Genomic DNA, 18615 nt, shown 5'->3' on the forward strand with positions numbered 1-18615 from the left:
CCCCGGTGCCGCCGGGGCTCAGCGCCCGGTGTGGCCGCTGGTCGCCGAAGGTTCGCCTGCGGTCGCCGACGGGGCGTCCGGGTCGGAGGAGTCGGCGCCGCGCACGTCGCCGGCGGGCCCGCCCCGCTCCTCCCCCTGGGCCGAGCCCGGCTCGTCGAAGCTGGTGGGCAGCCGCCGCAGGTGCTTGGTCATCGACCGGACGAGGAAACCCACGGCGACGAAGAACAGGATCAGTACCACCAGAGCGACCGGTGAGGACTTGCCGAAGTCCTCACCCTGCCCTCCCGGGTTGTCGACTCCGAAAGCCACCATCGTCCCGGCGATCGCTCCAGCGGACCACATCACACGGACACCCTCTCACGCACTCCCGCGAACAGATCGTCCTCCGGCAACGTGGTGTCCACCAGCGAACGGACCAGCTCGTATTCCTCGGTCGGCCAGACCTCCCGCTGGATGTCGACCGGCACGGCGAACCAGCGGCTGTTCGGGTCGATCTGGGTGGCGTGGGCCAACAGCGCCGCGTCCCTCGTCTCGAAGTGGTCCGCGCACTCGACCCGCGTCGTCACCCGTTCCATGACGTCCGGGCGGGTCGGATCCCAGCTCTCCAGCCATTCGGCATAGGGTGATTCCACACCACGGCTCGTGAGCGTGTCGTGGAAGGTCTGCATCCTCGCCCTGGAGAAACCGTGGCAGTAGTACAGCTTCAACGGCTGCCAGGGGTCCCCCGCGCCCGGGAACCGGTCGGGGTCCGGCGCCGCGTCGAACGCCGCGACGGACACCTCGTGGCAGCGGATGTGGTCGGGGTGGGGGTACCCGCCGTTCTCGTCGTAGGTGATGACGACGTGCGGGCGGAACTCCCGGATGACCCGGACCAGCGCCTCGGTGGACACCTCCAGGTCGGTGAGGGCGAAGCAGCCCTCCGGCAGCGGCGGGAGCGGGTCACCCTCGGGGAGACCCGAGTCGACGAAGCCCAGCCAGCGGTGGTGGACGCCGAGGATCGCCGCGGCCTTCGCCATCTCCTCCCGGCGGATCTCGGTGATGTTCTCCAGCACGTCCGGTCGGTCCATGGCCGGGTTCAGGATGCTGCCCGCCTCACCACCGGTACAGGTGACCACCATCACCTCGTGACCGTCCGCAACATACTTGGCGAGCGTCGCCGCTCCCTTGCTCGACTCGTCGTCTGGGTGAGCGTGCACCGTCATCAGACGCAGCTTTTCGGCCATCTCGGAACCGACGTCCCTCCTGCTACACGTAACCGCACCCGCCGGGACGTCGCGGAGGACCGTCCGGGGATACTGCTCAGACGACTACAGCTAACGTCGTCCCGAGGACCATTGTTCCCGGCAGCCATGACAACCTCGCGCGGAGGTCGAGGTAGACCGTGACCAGCAACGGAGCACCAGGCCGGCCCGCCGGACGTTACCGTCGCGCCCCCGCGCGCCGGTTCCCCCGCTGGGTGGGCGCCCTGACCGGGGTCGCGGTGCTGATGGTGGGCCTGTGGGCCTCCGTCACGGCCTACCAGAACTGGGGCAGCCCGCCGGTCTCGGCGGACCACACCTCGTTCGACGCACCGGACGACCACTCGTTGCGCATCTCCTTCGACGTGATGCGGGACGACCCGAGCCGCAGCGCGGTGTGCGTCCTGCGGGCGCGGTCGGCGGACGGCGACGAGTCGGGCCGGCGGGAGGTGCTGATCCCGCCGGGCGAGTCCCCGGCGAGGCACACCAGCACCGTGTTGACCTCGAAACCTCCCATCATGGGTGAGGTCTTCGGGTGCTCCCACGACGTGCCCGAATACCTCACCAGAGGCTCGTCCGTCGAGCCGGATTCGGAGGTGCCGCCAAGCGGGTGAACCGCAGCTCACGCACCGGTCCGGCGCTCCGAAATCGGCGACGGGCCGGGTGTCGTCGTGCTAACCTGCCCTCACGGCACGGTCCCCAGTGGGCCGTGTTTTTCCGTATCCGGCGGGAAGCCCGGATAGCTGCGGGCGCGTACCCGTGCCCGGGACAGACGAGGAGTGGTGACCGTGAGCGAGACCCAGGTGACCTGGCTGACCCAGGATTCCTTCGACCGGCTCAAGCACGAGTTGGACGAGTTGATCGCGAGCCGCCCCGTCATTTCCGAGAAGATCAACGCCGCCCGCGAGGAGGGCGACCTCAAGGAGAACGGCGGGTACCACGCGGCGCGCGAGGAGCAGGGTCAGCTGGAAGCCAGGATCCGGCAGCTCCAGGAGCTGCTGCGGGTGGCGAAGGTCGGCGAGGCCCCGACCGAGTCCGGCATCGCGCAGCCCGGCATGGTGCTCACGGTCCGCTACGACGGTGACGACGAGACCGAGACCTTCCTGCTCGCCACCCGGGAGGAGGGCTTCCAGGGTGACCTGGAGGTGTACTCCCCCAACTCCCCGCTCGGCGAGGCACTGCTGGACGCCAAGGAGGGCGAGGACCGCGAGTACGAGCTGCCCAGCGGCGGCCGGATGAAGGTCACCCTGGTCAAGGCGGTGCCCTACTCCGCCTGACCCCCACTGCCCGACCGGGGCCCGACCCACGCTGGGTCGGGCCCCGGTTCGCGTCCTGGTGGTGGGTCGTCGTGGGAGGCGGTTGGCTCGGCCACCAGTTCCAGCAGCGGGCGGACCCGGGGCGCCACCGGGGTGGACAGCGCGATCGAGGTCGAGGTGCGTTGCACTCCCTCCGCGCAGACCACCTCGTCGATGACGCGTTGCAGGTCGTCGTTCGAGCGGGCCACCAGCCGCACCAGGAGGTCGCCCTCACCGGTGGTCGCGTGCACCTCGCAGACCTCCTCGATGCGCCGCAGGTGGCACACCACCTCGTCCCGACGGCCCTGGGCGATCTCCAGGACCACGAACGCCGTCAGCCCGTAGCCGAGCGCCGGCAGGCTGATCTGCGGTGGGAAGCCGGTCAGCGCCCCGAGCCGCACCAGGCGGTCCAACCGGGCCTGCACCGTGCCCCGGGCCACCTTCAGCCTCCGCGAGCACTCCAGGACCCCGAGCCTCGGGTGGTCGGTCAACAACAACAGCAGGCGCGCGTCGAGCCGGTCGAGCATGGGCCGTTCCCGCGACGTCACGTCATCTCCCTGTGCACCCTGCCCATCCTGCCCCGGTGTCAGGACCCGTGACTACGCAATCTGCGCAACACGAAGTGATCGCGTTGCGCAGCGTGCCGGCGGCTGCTCATGCTGGCGCCACCGAACCAGCGCCATCCCAGCGTTCGAGGGCAGTGGAGGAACCCATGACCGAGACCGTGCCGGCACCAGGTATCGACGATGTCAGCTTCGACCAGATGAGGCAGCTCGTCGGGCTGGTCGACTACGACGAGTCGCGCGACCCGTTCCCCGTGAAGGGGATGGACGCCGTCGTGTTCGTCTGCGGGAACGCGACCCAGAGCGCGCTCTACTACCAGCACGCCTTCGGCATGGAACTCGTCGCCTACTCGGGGCCGGAGACCGGCAACGCCGACCACCGGGCCTTCGTCCTGAAGGCCGGTTCCGCGCGGTTCGTGCTCACCGGCGGGGTGCGGCCGGAGAGCCCGCTGCTGGACCACCACCGCCGCCACGGCGACGGGGTGGTGGACCTCGCCCTGGAGACGACGGACGTCGACCGGTGCGTGGCCCACGCCAGGGAACAGGGCGCCCAGGTCCTGGAGGAACCGCACGACGTGTCCGACGAGCACGGCACGGTCCGCAGAGCGGCGATCGCGACCTACGGGGAGACGCGGCACACGCTGGTGGACCGCTCCCGTTACCAGGGCCCCTACCTGCCCGGGTACGTCGCCAGGGCCGGCACGATCCAGCGGCCCGAGGGATCGCCGAAGCGGTTGTTCCAGGCCGTGGACCACTGCGTCGGCAACGTGGAGCTGGGGCGGATGGACGAGTGGGTGTCCTTCTACAACCGGGTGCTCGGCTTCGTGAACATGGCGGAGTTCGTCGGGGACGACATCGCCACCGAGTACTCGGCGCTGATGAGCAAGGTGGTCGCCAACGGCAACCACCGGGTGAAGTTCCCGCTGAACGAGCCCGCGCTCGGCAAGAAGAAATCGCAGATCGACGAGTACCTGGAGTACTACACGGGGGCCGGGTGCCAGCACATCGCCCTCGCGACCAACGACATCCTCGCGAGCGTGGACGAGATGACGGCGAGGGGCGTGGAGTTCCTCGTCACCCCGGACTCGTACTACGAGGACCCGGAACTGCGCGCGCGCATCGGGAAGGTCCGGGTGCCCATCGACGAGTTGCAGCGACGCGGCATCCTGGTCGACCGCGACGAGGACGGCTACCTGCTCCAGATCTTCACCAAACCCGTCGGGGACCGGCCGACCGTCTTCTACGAGCTGATCGAACGCCACGGGTCGCTGGGCTTCGGGAAGGGGAACTTCAAGGCGCTGTTCGAGGCGATCGAACGGGAGCAGGAGCGGCGCGGCAACCTCTGAGCGCGGCGCGCGAACGCCTGGCGGGGCCGGCCACGGGGTCGGCCCCGCCCTGTGTCGCGGGGTCGGTCACCTCAGAACTGGGGGGTGACGACGTGCCCCGCCTGGGTGAGCCCGGCCACCACCTCGTGGCGGTGGCTCGGCCCCCTGGTCTCCAGGCTCAGGGCGACGTCGACGTCGCCGAGCGCGAGCGCCCCGGAGATCCGGGAGTGCTCGACGTCGATCACGTTCGCTCCCAGCTCGCCGACCTCGGCGAGCAGGGCGGCGAGGGAACCCGGCCGGTCGGAGATCCGCACCCGCACGGCGAGGTAGCGGCCCCCGGCGGTCATGCCGTGCTGGATGACGTGCGACAGCAGGAGCGGGTCGATGTTGCCGCCGGAGAGGATGACGGCGATGGGGCCGGGGAAGCGGCCGGGGTGGTCGAGCACGGCGGCGACCGCCGCGGCCGCGGCCGGCTCCACCAGCAGCTTCGCCCGTTCGAGGCAGAGCAGCAACGCTCGGGACAGGGCCTCCTCGCTGACGGTGAGGATCTCGTCGACGAGGGTGGAGACGTGGTGGAAGGTGACCGGCCCCGGCTCCTTCACCGCGATGCCGTCAGCCATCGTGCGCAACTCAGGTGCCGGCACCGGCGCGCCGGCGGCCAGGGATGCCGGCCAGGCGGCGGCGCTCTCGGCCTGGGCTCCGATCACCCTGACGTCCGGGCGGCGCGCCTTCACCGCCGCCGCGACGCCCCCCAGCAGCCCACCACCCCCGGTGGCCACCACCACGGTGGCCAACTCGGGGAGCTGGTCGAGCAGCTCCAACCCGATGGTGCCCTGACCGGCCAGGATGTCCGGGTGGTCGAAGGGGTGGATGAACTCGGCTCCCGTCTCGGCCGCGTACTCGCGGGCGGCGACCAGGCTCTCCTGGAGCCCGGCGCCCCGCAGGTGCACCTCCGCGCCGTAGGAGCGGGTGGCGGCGAGCTTGGGCAGCGGCGCGCCCTCCGGCATGAAGACGGTCGCGCGGGTGTCGAGCAGGGAGGCGGCGTAGGCCACTCCCTGGGCGTGGTTGCCCGCCGACGCGGCCACCACCCCCCTGGCCCGCTGCTCGGGGGTCAGGCCGTGCAGCCTCGTGTAGGCGCCCCGGATCTTGAAGGAACCGGTGCGCTGGAGGTTCTCGCACTTGAGGTGAACCTGCCCCCCGCAGCGCTCGCTGAGAACCCGGGAGTGCATGATTGGCGTCTGACGGATCACTCCGGCCAACAGTTCACGGGCGGCCATGATCCGATCAACGCTGACCAGTCGCATGAGGCATATCCTGCCAGCGGTTGCGCCGAGTGGGGGACGGTGGTCGGCGCCGGCGGCGGGGGAGCGCCACCGGTTCGGCGAACGGCCGGCGACGGTCGACCGAACAGCTCAGGGGTGGATATTTCTCGAACTGGTAACGAAAAAGGCTAGTACCCTTGGCAGACAGCGAGTCTGTCCGACCAGCCCCGAATTGCGCAGGGAGGTAAGGCCGTGCAGGTGACCCGAAATCCGGGGTTGCTGTCGCTGGTGTCGAGCGTTGCCGCGGCCACTGCGTTGGCCGCCGTGGCGGTGATCACCGTCACACGGGCCGACTGCGCGGAGACTCCGTACTACGAGCAGCGCGACGGCGCCGTGGAACTCGTCCACAGTTGTCTCGACGCCGGCCAGCTGCCCGACACCAACCATCCCGGCTCCGACGCGGTCCTGCGTTGGCAGCCATGACCAGGCCCGCGACGCCGAGCCTGGTCTGACGACGGTCCCGATGACGGCCCGTCCCGTCGAGCTCCCGAGGGGGCTCGGCCCGGGGCGGGCCGTCCGTCGTGTGACGCGTGGGCGCCACGGCTCGGCGCGGATCAGCCGAGCGCGGTGAGCAGGTCGTCCAGCAGGTCGTCGACGTCCTCGATCCCCACCGAGAGCCGCACCAGCTCCGCCGGGACCTGGAGCTGCGAACCGGCGGTGCTCGCGTGCGTCATCCGACCGGGGTGCTCGATCAGCGACTCCACGCCGCCCAGCGACTCGGCCAGGGTGAACAGCCTCGTCCGGGAGCACACCTCCAGCGCCGCCTCCTCGCTGTCGACGAGGAAGGAGATCATGCCGCCGCCGCGACGCATCTGCTTCACCGCGACCTCGTGCCCGGGATGGGTGGGCAGACCGGGGTAGTAGACGGCGCGGACGCGGGGGTGCTCGCCGAGCGCCACCGCGATGCGCTCGGCGTTGTCGCAGTGCCGATCCATCCGCACGGCGAGGGTCTTCAGCCCGCGCAGGGTCAGCCAGGCGTCGAAGGGGCCGGGGACGGCGCCGGCGCCGTTCTGGAGGAAGGCCAGCTTCTCGTCGAGTTCGGGGTCCGAGGTGACCGCGGCGCCGCCCACGACGTCGGAGTGGCCGCCGAGGTACTTGGTGGTGGAGTGCACGACCACGTCGGCGCCCAGCGCGAGCGGGGTCTGGAGGTAGGGCGAGGCGAAGGTGTTGTCCACGACCAGCCGTGCGTCAGCGTCGGCCGCGATCCCAGCCAGGCCGGCGATGTCCGCGACGGTGAGCAGCGGGTTGGTGGGCGTCTCGCACCAGAGCAGGCGGGTGGTGGGCCGGACGGCGGCGCGCACCGCGTCCAGGTCGGACAGTGGGACGGGCGTGTACTCGATGCCCCACTGCGTGAGGATCTTGTCGACGAGCCGGAAGGTGCCGCCGTAGGCGTCGTTGGGGATGAGGATGTGGTCCCCCGGCCGGCACACCGCGCGGAGCACGGCGTCGGTCGCGGCCATCCCGGACCCGAAGGCGCGGGCGAAGCGACCGGATTCCAGGGCGGCCAGGCACTCCTCCAGCGCCGTCCGCGTGGGGTTCCCGGTCCTGGAGTACTCGTAGCCGCCGCGGAGGCCGCCCACGCCGTCCTGCGCGTAGGTCGAGGTGGCGTGGATGGGCACGATCACCGAACCCGTGGTGGGGTCGGGTTCCTGCCCGGCGTGGATGGCGTTGGTCGCGAATCCGAACCGCTCGCCGGAGGAGGTCTGACTCATGCGGCCCAGGGTAGAGCAGGGGCCACTCCGCTCGGAGCAGCCCGAGGGCGGCCGACGGCCGGCCCGAACGGGCGGAGGCCCGGCGACGAGGTCCCGCGCTGAGCGGGTCCGTGGCCGCCGGGCTCCCCCGTTCGCCGTTCGCTGATCAGTACCCGGGCGGGGGTGGCATCTGCTGCGGCTGCTGGGCGAATCCCGCACCGCGCTTGGCCTTCATCGCGCGCGTGGTGCCCGGCAGCCACCAGACCGCGAGGATGCCACCCCAGATGAGGAGGGTGACGACCGCGATGATGAGGAAGATCCCGCCGAGCATGGAAGCGGTCGTCAGGGCCATGATCCCGCCGAGGACACCCAGCGCCGCGAGGACCGTGATGACGATCCGGCCCCACTCCTGGCCCTGCTGCCCGGCGAAGAACGCGCAGGCGCCCACACCGGCCGCCAGGACGATCCCGACGAGGGAGCTGGTCATCGCGAACTGCCCGAAGGTGACCATGTTGATGACCTGCATGACAGCGCTCAGGCCCATCAGCCCCATGGTGAGGAACATGGCGAGCTTGAGGAACTTCTCGTCGGCGCCACCGGCCGGCGCCCCGTACCCCTGCTGCTGGGGGTAGCCGGGCTGCTGGCCGAACTGCGGCGGCTGCCCGTACCCAGGCTGCTGGGGGAACCCACCCGGCGGCTGGCCGAACTGCGGCGGCTGCCCCGGCTGCCCGTACCCGGGCTGCTGCCCCGGCTGCGGCTGGCCGTACCCCGGCTGCTGCGGGTAGGCGCCGGGAGCGCCGTACCCGGGCTGCTGCGGATACCCACCGGGCTGCTGGGGGTAGCCGGGCTGCTGGCCGAACTGCGGCGGCTGCCCGTACCCAGGCTGCTGGGGGAACCCACCCGGCGGCTGGCCGAACTGCGGCGGCTGCCCCGGCTGCCCGTACCCGGGCTGCTGCCCCGGCTGCGGCTGGCCGTACGCGGGCTGCGCCGGTGCCTGGCCCGGGGCGACGACCTGGGTGGCGTCCGGGTTGGACGGCGCGGCGGCCGCGGCCGGTGCCTGCTGTCCGGGGCGCACCACCTGGGTCGCGTCCGGGTTGGCGTCCTGGGCGGCGGGGGCGCTCACCACGCTGGTCCGCTGCTCCAAGGGCCGGTCGGCACCGGCCCCGGACACGACCTGCGTGGAGTCGGTCCCGCTCGGCGCACCGCCAGCGGCCGGCGGCGGCGAGGCCAGGGCCGGCTCGGCGGCGGGCGCCGCCGCTTCCGCCGAGGGGGGCTGTTGGTCGGCCGACTCGCCCCCGCCAGCCGGCGGCGTCGTTCCCTCGGGCACGGCGGGCGGAGTCACCGCCGACGGCTCCGGGAGCTTGGCGGTGCCGCCCTCCGCGTTCTCGGACTGTGCTGGTTGCTCGCCCTGCGGCGGCTGTGGGGCGCTCATCGGGTGGTAACCCCCTAGAGGTGGATCAGTTCCGCATTACGTTCGGGTCACCGTATCGGATGCCGTGCCCGCGTTATGCCAGTACGGGACAGGTTCGACCGACGACGACGCCCGTCGTCCACCCGGCGAGCACCCCACGCCCGGCGCTCAGCGCCCGGCGAGGAAGCCGAGGACATCCTGTCGGGTGACCACGCCGGCCGGGCGGCCGTCCATCAGCACCAACGCGCCGTCCGCGTTCGCCAGCGCCCGCATCGCGGCGCTGACCGACTCCCCGGCCCCGATGGTGGGCAACGGCTCCGACATGTGCTCCTCCACCCGGTCGGAGAGCTTGGCGCGGCCGGCGAACAGGTCGTCGAGCAGCCGCCGCTCGTTGACGGCGCCCGCCACCTCGGCCGCCATGATCGGTGGTTCCGCGTTGACCACGGGCATCTGGGACACGCCGAACTCGCGGAGCACAGCCACCGCCTCGGCCACCGTCTCGTTCGGGTGGGCGTGCACCAGGTCGGGCAGGGTGCCGTCCTTGCGGCGGAGCACCTCGCCGACGCTCGCTCCACTGTGGTCGGGGGACAGGAACCCGTAGGAGGCCATCCAGTCGTCGTCGAAGACCTTGCCGAGGTAGCCGCGGCCGCCGTCGGGGAGCAGGACGACGATGACGTCCTCGGGGCCGCAGCGCTCGGCGAGCCGGAGGGCGGCGGCGACGGCCATCCCGCAGGATCCGCCGACGAGCAGGCCCTCCTCCCGGGCCAGCCGGCGGGTGATGGCGAAGGAGTCGCCGTCGGACACCTCGATGATCTCGTCGCAGATGTCCTGGTCGTAGGTGGTGGGCCAGAAGTCCTCGCCGACCCCCTCTACCAGGTAGGGCCGTCCGGTGCCGCCCGAGTACACGGAGCCGTGCGGGTCGGCGCCCACGATCTTCACGGCGCCCCCGGACACCTCCCTGAGGTACCTGCCGGTTCCCGAGATCGTCCCGCCGGTGCCGATACCGGCGACGAAGTGGGTGATGCGGCCGTCGGTCTGCCGCCACACCTCGGGTCCGGTGGCCGCGTAGTGCGATGCGGGGTTGTTCTCGTTGGCGTACTGGTTGGGCTTCCAGGCGCCCGGGATCTCCGAGACGAGGCGGTCGGAGACGTTGTAGTAGGAGTCCGGGTGTTCGGGGGCCACCGCCGTCGGGCAGACGACGACCTCCGCCCCGTAGGCCTTGAGGACGTTGCGCTTGTCCTCACTGACCTTGTCCGGGCAGACGAACACGCACTGGTACCCCTTGCGCTGGGCCACCATCGCCAGCCCGATCCCGGTGTTCCCCGAGGTCGGCTCGACGATGGTCCCGCCAGGGCGCAGCTCCCCCGACCTCTCGGCCGCCTCCACCATGCGCAGCGCGATGCGGTCCTTGACGCTGCCGCCCGGGTTGAAGTACTCGACCTTGGCCAGCACGAGCGGGCTGAGCCCCTCGGCGACCGCGTTCAGGCGCACCAGCGGTGTGTTGCCCACCAGGTCCATCACATGCTCGGCGTAGTCCACCGCGTGCCACTCCCACTCGTCTGCCGGCTCGGTTGGTGTCGGATTCGGAGCTTATCCCCGGAGCTGACGGGAGGTTTCCCACCGCCCCAGCCGCATACTGCCGCCCCCTTCCGCCGGAGCGGCACGCCTCGCCCCGGAATTGGGTAGATGATTCAGGGAGAACGAGCGTCGGGACCGGGTGGTGTCCAGGGTCCGGTCCGGCGGAAGGAGGATCTGCAGTGCTGGGTTCGCGCGCGATCCGGGTGGCCGCGTTCGCGGCGGGAGCGGTCACCGGGCTCACCGGGGCGGCCTACGGGCTCCTGTCAGGACAGTCCCGGGCGGCCAGGAAGGTGATCGGCATCCCGGATCGGGAACCGGTCCGGGCCGACGGCGTCTACCTGCCGGACGGGACGGGGCCGCATCGGGCCGAGGAGCTGCCGGACTCGCCGGCACCGCTGACCTTCGCGGTCCTGGGTGACTCCTCCGCGGCTGGCCTGGGGGTGGATGACGCCAGCCAGCTGCCCGCCGTGCTGCTCGCCGGTGGGCTCGCCGAGGAGGCGGAACGTCCGGTGTGGCTGACGACCCTGGCGGTGAGCGGTTCGACGACGGAGGACCTGGCCGAACAGGTCGACCGGGCGGTGGCCCTGCGTCCGGACGTCGCGCTGGTGATCATCGGTGCGAACGACGTCACGACCAAGCTGCCGCTGCGCACCTCGGCCGCGCTGTTGGGCGCCGGGGTCCGGCGGCTCCGGGAGGCCGAGGTGGGCGTGGTGGTGGGGACCTGCCCCGACCTCGGGGCGATCCGCCCCATCCCGCAGCCCCTCCGGTCGATCGCGCGCAGCTGGAGCCTGGCGCTGGGGCGGGCGCAGCGGCGGGTGGCGGAGCGGGAGGGCGCCTACCCGGTCCCGCTGGCGGACCTGCTCTCACCGGAGTTCCTGGTCCGGCCCGGTGAGCTGTTCAGCGCGGACCGGTTCCACCCGAGCGCGGCCGGCTACGCGACGGCCGTCTCGATCCTGCTCCCCCCGCTGTGCAGCGTGGCCGGGGTGTGGGAGGGCGGTCCGCTACCCCAGCACCCGACGAGGTCCCGGCTGGCGGAGGCCCGCCGGCCGACGCACCGGATCATCGCGAAGCTCAACCAACGGCTGCGGCGGGCCCGGTGACGCGGGGTGGACCGGCGGCCTCCCGCCAGACGGCCGCCGCCCCGGGCCTCCGGGTGGACCCCGAGGAGGCGGGAACGCGGGGTGACGGAGCCGGTTCGACCACCGGAGCGGCTCGCCCCGGCGCGGTCCGCCCGGAGCGACCGGGCACCGGGGGTCGCGGGGTGCTGGTGCCGCGCTGGTGTCCGGCTGGAACGGTGAGGCTCCGCCAGAGCGGGCGCCAGCTCCGCCGGGTCCACCTTCCGCCACCACCTACTCTCCAGTAACTTCACGGTGAGGAGACTGTTTCCCGAACCAAGCCAAGGAGGGCTTCGATGCCGGAAGCCGTCATAGTCGCCGCCGCCCGGTCCCCGATCGGGCGAGCGAACAAGGGCTCGTTGGTCGGGCTGCGCCCGGACGACCTGACCGCGCAGGTGGTCCGCGCCGCCCTTGACCAGGTGCCGGAGCTCGATCCCGCCACCATCGACGACCTCATGCTCGGTTGCGGGCTCCCCGGCGGGGAGCAGGGGTTCAACATGGCCAGGGTGGTCTCGGTGCTCCTCGGCCGCGACGACCTGCCCGGCACGACCGTCAACCGGTACTGCGCCTCCAGTCTCCAGACCACGAGGATGGCGATGCACGCGATCCGGGCCGGGGAGGGCGACGTCTTCCTCAGCGCCGGGGTGGAGACCGTGTCCCGCTACGCGAAGGGCAACTCGGACAGCCTGCCCGACACCAGGAACCCGCTGTTCGACGCGGCGGCGGAACGCGGCCAGGTCGCAGCCGAGAACGGTGCCGAGGAGTGGCGGGACCCCCGTCTCGACGGGGAGCTGCCCGACGTCTACCTGGCGATGGGGCAGACCGCCGAGAACCTGGCACTGGCCAACGCGGTGAGCCGCCAGGAGATGGACGAGTTCGGCGTGCGGTCGCAGAACCTCGCCGAGGCCGCCATCGCCAGTGGCTTCTTCGCCCGGGAGATCAGCCCGGTCACCCTGCCCGACGGGCGGGTCGTCGAGGCGGACGACGGTCCGCGCGCGGGCACCACCTACGAGGGGGTCGCCCAGCTGAAGCCGGTGTTCCGGCCGAACGGCAGGGTCACCGCGGGCAACTGCTGCCCGCTGAACGACGGCGCGGCGGCGCTGGTGGTGATGAGCGACCGGCGGGCGGCGGAGCTGGGGATCACCCCGCTCGCCAGGATCGTGTCCACCGGGGTGTCCGCGCTGTCCCCCGAGATCATGGGACTCGGCCCGGTCGAGGCGTCCCGGCAGGCGCTGGCCCGGGCTGGGATGACCGTCGACGACGTCGACCTCTTCGAGATCAACGAGGCCTTCGCGGCGCAGGTGATCCCGTCGTACCAGGAACTCGGCATCCCCCTGGAGAAGCTGAACGTCAACGGGGGCGCGATCGCCCTCGGCCACCCGTTCGGCATGACCGGGGCCCGGATCACCTGCACCCTGCTGAACTCCTTGCGCACCCACGACCGGCGGATCGGCCTGGAGACGATGTGCGTCGGCGGGGGCCAGGGCATGGCGATGATCGTCGAACGCCTCTCCTGATCCCGCACCTCGGGGCTGGCGCACGCCTTCCCGCCACCGGTGAGGGAACCCCAGGAACGAGGAGAGGCCCCGGCGATGTCGCCGGGGCCTCTCCCGTGTGCTCGGGTCCGCTGGACGCGGCGCGCGTCACTCGCCCTGGAGGTAGGTGAGCAGGCGCAGGATCTCGATGTACAGCCAGACCAGCGTCATGGTCAGGCCGAAGGCGATCTGCCAGCCGTACTTGGCGGGCGCACCGGCCTGGATCAGGTCGTCGGCGGCCTTGAAGTCCAGCAGGAAGACGAAGGCGGCGATGCCGATGCAGACCAGGCTGAAGATGATCGCCAGCGTGCCACCGGAGCGGAGCCCCATGTCGGCGCCGAAGAGGTTGCCGACGAGGTTGGCCAGCATCAGGACGCCGACGCCGATCAGCGCGCCCGTCACCCAGCGGGTGAGCTTCGGGGTGACGCGGATCGCACCGGTCTTGTAGACGACCAGCATGCCGGCGAACACACCGATGGTGCCGATGACCGCCTGGGTGACGATGCCGTAACCAGCCGGAGCGAAGTTGGCCACCACCGCGCTGAGGCCACCGAGGAACAGGCCCTCGAAGCCGGCGTAGGCGAGGACCAGCACCTTGCTGGGCTCCCGCTTGAAGGCGTTGACGAGGCCGAGGATCAGACCACCGATGAGACCGACGAAGGTCAGCGCGGGGATGCCGCTCATCGCGGAGAACACGGCGGCCACCGCGAGCACGCCCAGGGTGATACCGGTCTTGATCACCACGTCGTCGACGGTGATCGGACGGTCGTCGGCGCTCTGCGTGGTCTGCTGACCCGCATAGCCCGGCTGGCCGAAGCCGGCGCTGTCGAAGTTCGCGTAACCGCCGCTTGCCGGCAGGTTGCGGAACGCGGGATTACTGCTTGTGCGCACCTGTGCCCTCCTGGAACGTGCTCACGCCGTTACCGAGTCAACGGTGACGCGTGTCGTAGGGTTCCCCAACTCGAGTAAAGGCGACTTTACCGACACCCGAGCGTTCTTCCGATGCCCCTGGCCCCGATCCTCCCTCCGACCGCGCGGACTTCACCGGGTTGTGACCAAGGTCGTGATTCAGTTGTTGTACGTGACCCCGATCTGGCGCAGCGTGACCGCCGCTGCCCGGGGTAGTCGATCAACGGTGTCGGTGACGCCCATGATCGTGACGCACTGGACAGGATCTCTGACAGGCAGCTAACTTCTCCCTGTCGTCACATCCTCCGAGTGGCGGCTTGTGGCATGACGCGCGACCAGACCAGCATCACGGGAGCGAAACCTCGACGCGTGGCCACACGTTACGCGCGACCCGGCGGCAGGTCACGGCTCCTGGCCGGCGCTCCGTCGGGGGCACTCGCTCCGTGATGTCGGACCGCGCCCTTGGACACCAACTCTGGACACCGAGGAGCATTCATGCTCAGAAGAGTGGCCGCGGGACTGGCCAGTGCGTCCCTGCTGGCCGGCGCGGCGCTGGTCGCGTTGCCGGGCACGGCGGCCGCGGCCGTGCAGGAGGGACTGGGGCACCGGACCGCGCCGCAGCCCTACCAGGGGAAACCCAACGACTACGACTGGGTCGGCTCCTACGTCTGGCAGGGCGAGCAGGTCTGGTGCGTGCAGTACTCCTACCGCGCGCCGGACACCGAGGAGGAGTACGTCGACGGCGACCAGCTGCTGACGAAGTGGGGCGACCCGCTGTCCCCGGAGATCTCCTCCAACATCTCCTACCTGCTGCTCCGCTACAGCGGGACGGAGTCCGACCACGAGGCGTCCGCGCTGGCGCACCTGCTGCACAGCTGGACCGCCGCCCCCCGCACGCCCGCCGACCTGGACCCGTCCAACGGGTTCCGGGAGATCGCCTACGACGTCGAGTTCCACTTCGACGAGCTGCCGCCGGAGACCCAGGAGGCGGTGGAGGCGATGAAGGCCGACGCCGAGGTCAACCGGGGCCCCTGGGAGGTGTCGTTGACGGCTCCCGAAGGGGAGCAGGTCATCGGTCAGCCGGACTCCTGGCGGGTGGACCTGCTCAACACCGCGGGCAACGGCGTGCCCGACATCCCCGTCGAGGTCACCCTGACCGACGCGGAACTGGCCGACCCCGAGGTGGCCGAACCGGCGCGGCAGATCCTCATGCAGGACCTGAGCGTCAACGACGAACTGGCCGCCGACCTGGCCGCGGAGGAAGCCACCGAGGCGGCGGCGGAGGGCGTTCCGGCCGACGGTGCCGCCGACCAGCAGACCCAGCCCCTGAGCACCACGACCCCCCAGCCCACCGCTCCCGTCGAGACCCCCGAGGGCGAGGACGGAGCCGAGGAGGACGACAGCGGCGAGCCCGAGCCCCAGGTGCGCTACCTGCGGACCCCGGAGGACGGCGGCCCGCTGCTGTTCGACGTCGTGCCGACCGGTGAGAACCCCTCGGTCCACGTCAGCGTGCAGACCCCGGCCGACCAGCCGAGGATCAAGGTCCCGCAGGACGGTTCCGACGTGCAGCGCATCGTCACCACCGGTGGCGAGGACACGGTGACGGCCGAGGCCGCGGTGACCGCCCGCACCGCCCCCGGTGCCGTCGAGATCGCCAAGGTGGACGCCTCGACCGGTCTCCCGGTGGCCGACGTCCAGCTGCGGATCACCTCCGCCGACAAGAGCAGCCCCGCCCTGCGGCAGGACGACTCCGAACTCGTGGGTCCCGACGGCGAACCGCTCGTGGTGACCACGGACGAGGAGGGCTACGCGCGGCTGGAGGACCTCAGAACCCCGCAGGAGATCTGCGTGGTCGAAGTCGGGGTTCCCGCCGGGTACGAGGAGGAGTTCGACCCGGCCAACCCACCGACGGCCTGCGGGCTGGTGGAGGCGGGGGACACCCTGACCCTCACCATCGCCAACAAGCCCAACCCGCCGACCGTGCCGAGCACGATCCCGGCGGGTGAGGCCGACCTGGTCACCGCCTCCTCGGAGACGGTCAACCGGATCAGCCCGGTCACCCTGACCAGCCTGGGTCTCCTGGTGCTGCTCGCGGCCGGAGCGACCGGACTGGTGTGGCGACGTCGGATGACCTCCGGGGACCAGCGCTAGCCGGTCGTCGGACCACATCGCCGCCCCCTCGGCCGGGAGGTCGGCAGAGAGGGCCAACCAGGTGGATGAGACGCGAGGGGCGGAGCGGGCCGACGGCGACGTCGACCCGCCCGCCGAGAACGACCGCCGCACCTACGCCCTCGACGTGGGTGAGTGGGAGGTCGCGGACCCCGAACGGTCGAGGTCGGCCCGCCAGCGGACCTCGGCCGTCGTCGGGATCGGAGTGCTGAGCCTCGGCATCCTCGGGGGCCTGTACTGGCCACCCACGGTGCAGGTCACCGGCAGCGCCGTCCCGGTCGACGCCGTCGTGCGGGCCGGGGACGACGTGCTCGGCAACAGCATGGCCGCCGTCGGTGACCAGCCCAAACCGCTCGGCGTGCCCGACGGCTCCCCGACGGGGGCACCGGAGCAGGACGAGGGGCCGGCCGGGACCGGGCGGGAGGAGGCCGAGGACCGCGACCCGGGCACGTCCACCGGACCCGCCGTCCCTCCCCCGGCGCGGGAGTCCGGGCCAGGTCCCCGCCCCCCGTCGGGGGACCGACCGGTCGCCGCCCAGCGACCGGGGACCATCCGGCTCCCCGAGGGCGGCACGGCCGCCCTGGTCCGACGCGAGGTCGGACCGGACCGAGTGCTGCCCGTTCCGGAGAACCTGGAGGAGGCGACCTGGTGGGGCATGGGTCTCGGCGCGCCATCCGGGGCCTCCGTCTTCGCGGGCCACGTGAACTTCCGGGGTCAGCGGGGCCCGTTCGCCGAACTCTGGGACACCACGCTCGGTGACGTGTTCACGGTGGTCGACCAGCGGGGGGAGGAGTGGCGTTACCGGGTGAGCGCGATCCACACGTTGCACAAGAACGAGCTGCCCGCCAACGCGGAGGCGCTCTTCGGCCAGGAGGGCGCGCACCGGGTGGTGCTCGTCACCTGCGGTGGGCGGTGGCACGGCGGGGACCTGGGTTACGAGGACAACCGCATCGTCGTCGCGCTGCCCGCCTGACCGTTCGGGCGCCGGCCCCCGGATGGGGCGGAACCCTCGGCCACGTCCGGGCTGGGGGCAGCGCCAGGGCTGGGGACACCCTTCCCCGCAGCAGGTGGTCTGCCGCGGGGAAGGGGGCCAGGAGTCCGCGCCGTCAGCCCAGCCGCAGGATGCGGTCGGAGCCTGGCGCGGCGCCACCGAGCTGGTCGGTGTTGCTCGTGCCGAACCACAACGATCCGTCCGGGGCGGCGGCCGCCGCCCGCAGTCGTCCGAACTCGTGGGCGTGCAGGGCACGCCGGTCGGTGACCTCACCGCCGTCGGACAGCGGCAGTTCCCACAACCGTTGGCCCCGCAGCGTCGTCACGTAGAGGGTTCCCCGGACGTGGGCGAGCCCGGCGGGCGTGCCCTCCTCGGGAGTCCAGTGCACCACGGGATCGGTGTACCGGCCGTCGGAGCAGGGGCCCTCGCAGACCGGCCACCCGTAGTTCGCGCCGGCCCGAACCCTGTTGAGCTCGTCGGCGCCGTGGTCACCGGTCTCCACGGCGAACATCCGGCCCCCGTCGTCCCAGGCCAGCCCCAGCACGTTGCGGTGACCGTAGGAGTAGACGTGGGTCCCGAACGGGTTCCCCGGCGCGGGCCGCCCGTCGGGACGAAGCCGGACGATCTTGCCCCGCAGCGAGTTCAGGTCCTGCGCCTCGTCGTACCCGCCGTTCGGGTCGTGCGGGTACCGGGCCGGGACACCCGCGTAGAGGTATCCGTCCGGGCCGAAGGCGAGCGCCCCTCCGTTGACGTAGACGGCCCGGGGCAGGCCCGTGAGGATCGGCTCCGGCTGCTCCCCGAGCCGGAACCGCGCGATCCTGCTGTCCTGGGCCGTGGCGTAGTAGACGTAGACGAATCCGTCCGTCTCGTAGTCGGGTGAGACGGCGATGCCCTGGACCCCGTCCTGGATGCCGTCGGTCGCCGCGTCGAGGATGCGTTGTTCCTCGACCACGGAACCGTCGACCACGCGCATGACACGCGCGTTGTTGCGTTCGGTGACCAGTGGTGAGCCGTCCGGGAGGAAGGCGATGTCCCACGGCACGGTCAGTCCCGTCGTCACCTGCTCCGGTTGTGCTTGCCGCTCGCCGGAATCCGGCGGGTCCTGCTGTGCTGACACCGTTCCGGTGGCCGCGACGACCATCAGCAGCGTGGTGGCGACACCGCCCAGAGTTCCTCGTCGAAACCGCATTCACGCCTCCTTGTCAGAGGTTCACGGGTGGCGGCCACTCGTCCTCACCCGCCCTGTTCGACGTGGACCGGACGTGCCCCGCCACCCGAATCGGAAGCTAGGACGGCGCCGGACTTCCCGCCACGCGAGTCGTCACTTCCCGAACTCCCGTTTCCCCCTGTGCCCGAACGAGGTCCCCGCACGGCCGCCGAGGAAAGGAGGAACCGGACCTTTCGCACCGAACCGACGGCGCGGCCGCCGTGAATAGCGGGGGCACCCGTCGTCACGCACCATGAAGCAGCCGC

Annotated in this window: 16 protein-coding genes and 1 pseudogene; 8 read left to right on the forward strand and 9 right to left on the reverse strand. The window is 71.6% G+C overall.

Going from position 1 to position 18615, the window contains the following annotated elements:
• Window positions 1-18 precede the first annotated feature (18 nt).
• Complete coding sequence (locus tag C1701_RS07840; protein WP_035291376.1) at window positions 19-342, reverse strand: hypothetical protein; 324 nt, start codon at window positions 340-342, stop codon at window positions 19-21.
• Window positions 342-1223 carry a mycothiol conjugate amidase Mca gene (gene mca, locus C1701_RS07845; RefSeq protein WP_026417361.1) on the reverse strand — a complete coding sequence of 294 codons (882 nt, stop codon included), beginning with the start codon at window positions 1221-1223 and terminating at the stop codon, window positions 342-344. The genes C1701_RS07840 and mca overlap by 1 nt, the downstream gene beginning before the upstream one ends.
• Window positions 1224-1381: 158 nt before the next feature.
• On the opposite strand from mca, the gene C1701_RS07850 reads away from it, so the two are divergent.
• Both C1701_RS07850 and greA read left to right on the forward strand, forming a co-directional pair.
• Window positions 1382-1852, forward strand: a complete 471-nt coding sequence (locus C1701_RS07850) for a DUF4307 domain-containing protein (RefSeq protein WP_051313313.1) — start codon at window positions 1382-1384, stop codon at window positions 1850-1852.
• A gap of 174 nt (window positions 1853-2026) precedes the next feature.
• Window positions 2027-2515: a transcription elongation factor GreA gene (gene greA / locus C1701_RS07855; protein WP_081715240.1), complete on the forward strand. Its 489-nt coding sequence runs from the start codon at window positions 2027-2029 to the stop codon at window positions 2513-2515.
• Window positions 2516-2604: 89 nt separating this feature from the next.
• Here greA and C1701_RS07860 read toward each other — a convergent pair.
• Window positions 2605-3060 (reverse strand): annotated as a pseudogene (locus C1701_RS07860) (Lrp/AsnC family transcriptional regulator); the annotation flags it as partial.
• Between the two features lie 185 nt (window positions 3061-3245).
• Between C1701_RS07860 and hppD the strand changes: the two are divergent.
• Window positions 3246-4442: a 4-hydroxyphenylpyruvate dioxygenase gene (gene hppD, locus C1701_RS07865; protein WP_026417364.1), complete on the forward strand. Its 1197-nt coding sequence runs from the start codon at window positions 3246-3248 to the stop codon at window positions 4440-4442.
• A gap of 71 nt (window positions 4443-4513) precedes the next feature.
• Here the strand turns inward: hppD and ilvA are convergent, their stop codons facing one another.
• Entirely contained in the window at window positions 4514-5725 is a 1212-nt protein-coding gene (gene ilvA, locus C1701_RS07870) for a threonine ammonia-lyase (protein WP_030104208.1), read from the reverse strand.
• Between the two features lie 216 nt (window positions 5726-5941).
• Between ilvA and C1701_RS07875 the strand changes: the two genes are divergently transcribed.
• Window positions 5942-6166, forward strand: a complete 225-nt coding sequence (locus C1701_RS07875; protein ID WP_162182518.1) for a hypothetical protein — start codon at window positions 5942-5944, stop codon at window positions 6164-6166.
• Window positions 6167-6297: 131 nt separating this feature from the next.
• Here the strand turns inward: C1701_RS07875 and C1701_RS07880 are convergent, their stop codons facing one another.
• The 3 genes from C1701_RS07880 to C1701_RS07890 form a co-directional block, all read right to left on the reverse strand.
• Window positions 6298-7455: a cystathionine gamma-synthase gene (locus tag C1701_RS07880; protein ID WP_103055750.1), complete on the reverse strand. Its 1158-nt coding sequence runs from the start codon at window positions 7453-7455 to the stop codon at window positions 6298-6300.
• Between the two features lie 145 nt (window positions 7456-7600).
• Entirely contained in the window at window positions 7601-8866 is a 1266-nt protein-coding gene (locus tag C1701_RS27240) for a hypothetical protein (RefSeq protein ID WP_337662191.1), read from the reverse strand.
• A gap of 147 nt (window positions 8867-9013) precedes the next feature.
• Window positions 9014-10384, reverse strand: a complete 1371-nt coding sequence (locus C1701_RS07890; protein WP_026417367.1) for a cystathionine beta-synthase — start codon at window positions 10382-10384, stop codon at window positions 9014-9016.
• A gap of 218 nt (window positions 10385-10602) precedes the next feature.
• Between C1701_RS07890 and C1701_RS07895 the strand changes: the two genes are divergently transcribed.
• Together C1701_RS07895 and C1701_RS07900 are read left to right on the forward strand one after the other, a co-directional pair.
• Window positions 10603-11523 carry an SGNH/GDSL hydrolase family protein gene (locus C1701_RS07895; RefSeq protein WP_026417368.1) on the forward strand — a complete coding sequence of 307 codons (921 nt, stop codon included), beginning with the start codon at window positions 10603-10605 and terminating at the stop codon, window positions 11521-11523.
• A gap of 311 nt (window positions 11524-11834) precedes the next feature.
• On the forward strand, window positions 11835-13055 hold the full coding sequence (locus C1701_RS07900; protein ID WP_026417369.1) for an acetyl-CoA C-acetyltransferase: 1221 nt from the start codon (window positions 11835-11837) through the stop codon (window positions 13053-13055).
• Between the two features lie 126 nt (window positions 13056-13181).
• Here the strand turns inward: C1701_RS07900 and C1701_RS07905 are convergent, their stop codons facing one another.
• Entirely contained in the window at window positions 13182-13964 is a 783-nt protein-coding gene (locus tag C1701_RS07905; RefSeq protein WP_103055751.1) for a Bax inhibitor-1/YccA family protein, read from the reverse strand.
• Between the two features lie 513 nt (window positions 13965-14477).
• On the opposite strand from C1701_RS07905, the gene C1701_RS07910 reads away from it, so the two are divergent.
• Window positions 14478-16133 carry an MSCRAMM family protein gene (locus C1701_RS07910; protein WP_103055752.1) on the forward strand — a complete coding sequence of 552 codons (1656 nt, stop codon included), beginning with the start codon at window positions 14478-14480 and terminating at the stop codon, window positions 16131-16133.
• A 61-nt stretch (window positions 16134-16194) separates the two neighbouring features.
• Window positions 16195-17124 (forward strand): class F sortase, encoded by a 930-nt coding sequence (locus C1701_RS07915; RefSeq protein ID WP_308208853.1) that lies wholly within the window; start codon window positions 16195-16197, stop codon window positions 17122-17124.
• 133 nt (window positions 17125-17257) lie between these two features.
• Here the strand turns inward: C1701_RS07915 and C1701_RS07920 are convergent, their stop codons facing one another.
• Window positions 17258-18331 (reverse strand): PQQ-dependent sugar dehydrogenase, encoded by a 1074-nt coding sequence (locus C1701_RS07920; protein ID WP_026417373.1) that lies wholly within the window; start codon window positions 18329-18331, stop codon window positions 17258-17260.
• Window positions 18332-18615 lie beyond the last annotated feature (284 nt).

The organism is Actinoalloteichus sp. AHMU CJ021 (assembly GCF_002895405.1).
GTDB lineage: Bacteria > Actinomycetota > Actinomycetes > Mycobacteriales > Pseudonocardiaceae > Actinoalloteichus_B > Actinoalloteichus_B caeruleus.

Excerpts from the sequence above, each read along its gene's own strand:
- C1701_RS07840 (WP_035291376.1), bottom strand. The coding sequence starts at position 342 with ATGTGGTCCGCTGGAGCGATCGCCGGGACGATGGTGGCTTTCGGAGTC.
- mca (WP_026417361.1), bottom strand. The coding sequence starts at position 1,223 with ATGGCCGAAAAGCTGCGTCTGATGACGGTGCACGCTCACCCAGACGAC.
- hppD (WP_026417364.1), top strand. The coding sequence starts at position 3,246 with ATGACCGAGACCGTGCCGGCACCAGGTATCGACGATGTCAGCTTCGAC.
- ilvA (WP_030104208.1), bottom strand. The coding sequence starts at position 5,725 with ATGCGACTGGTCAGCGTTGATCGGATCATGGCCGCCCGTGAACTGTTG.
- C1701_RS07880 (WP_103055750.1), bottom strand. The coding sequence starts at position 7,455 with ATGAGTCAGACCTCCTCCGGCGAGCGGTTCGGATTCGCGACCAACGCC.
- C1701_RS27240 (WP_337662191.1), bottom strand. The coding sequence starts at position 8,866 with ATGAGCGCCCCACAGCCGCCGCAGGGCGAGCAACCAGCACAGTCCGAG.
- C1701_RS07900 (WP_026417369.1), top strand. The coding sequence starts at position 11,835 with ATGCCGGAAGCCGTCATAGTCGCCGCCGCCCGGTCCCCGATCGGGCGA.
- C1701_RS07910 (WP_103055752.1), top strand. The coding sequence starts at position 14,478 with ATGCTCAGAAGAGTGGCCGCGGGACTGGCCAGTGCGTCCCTGCTGGCC.
- C1701_RS07920 (WP_026417373.1), bottom strand. The coding sequence starts at position 18,331 with ATGCGGTTTCGACGAGGAACTCTGGGCGGTGTCGCCACCACGCTGCTG.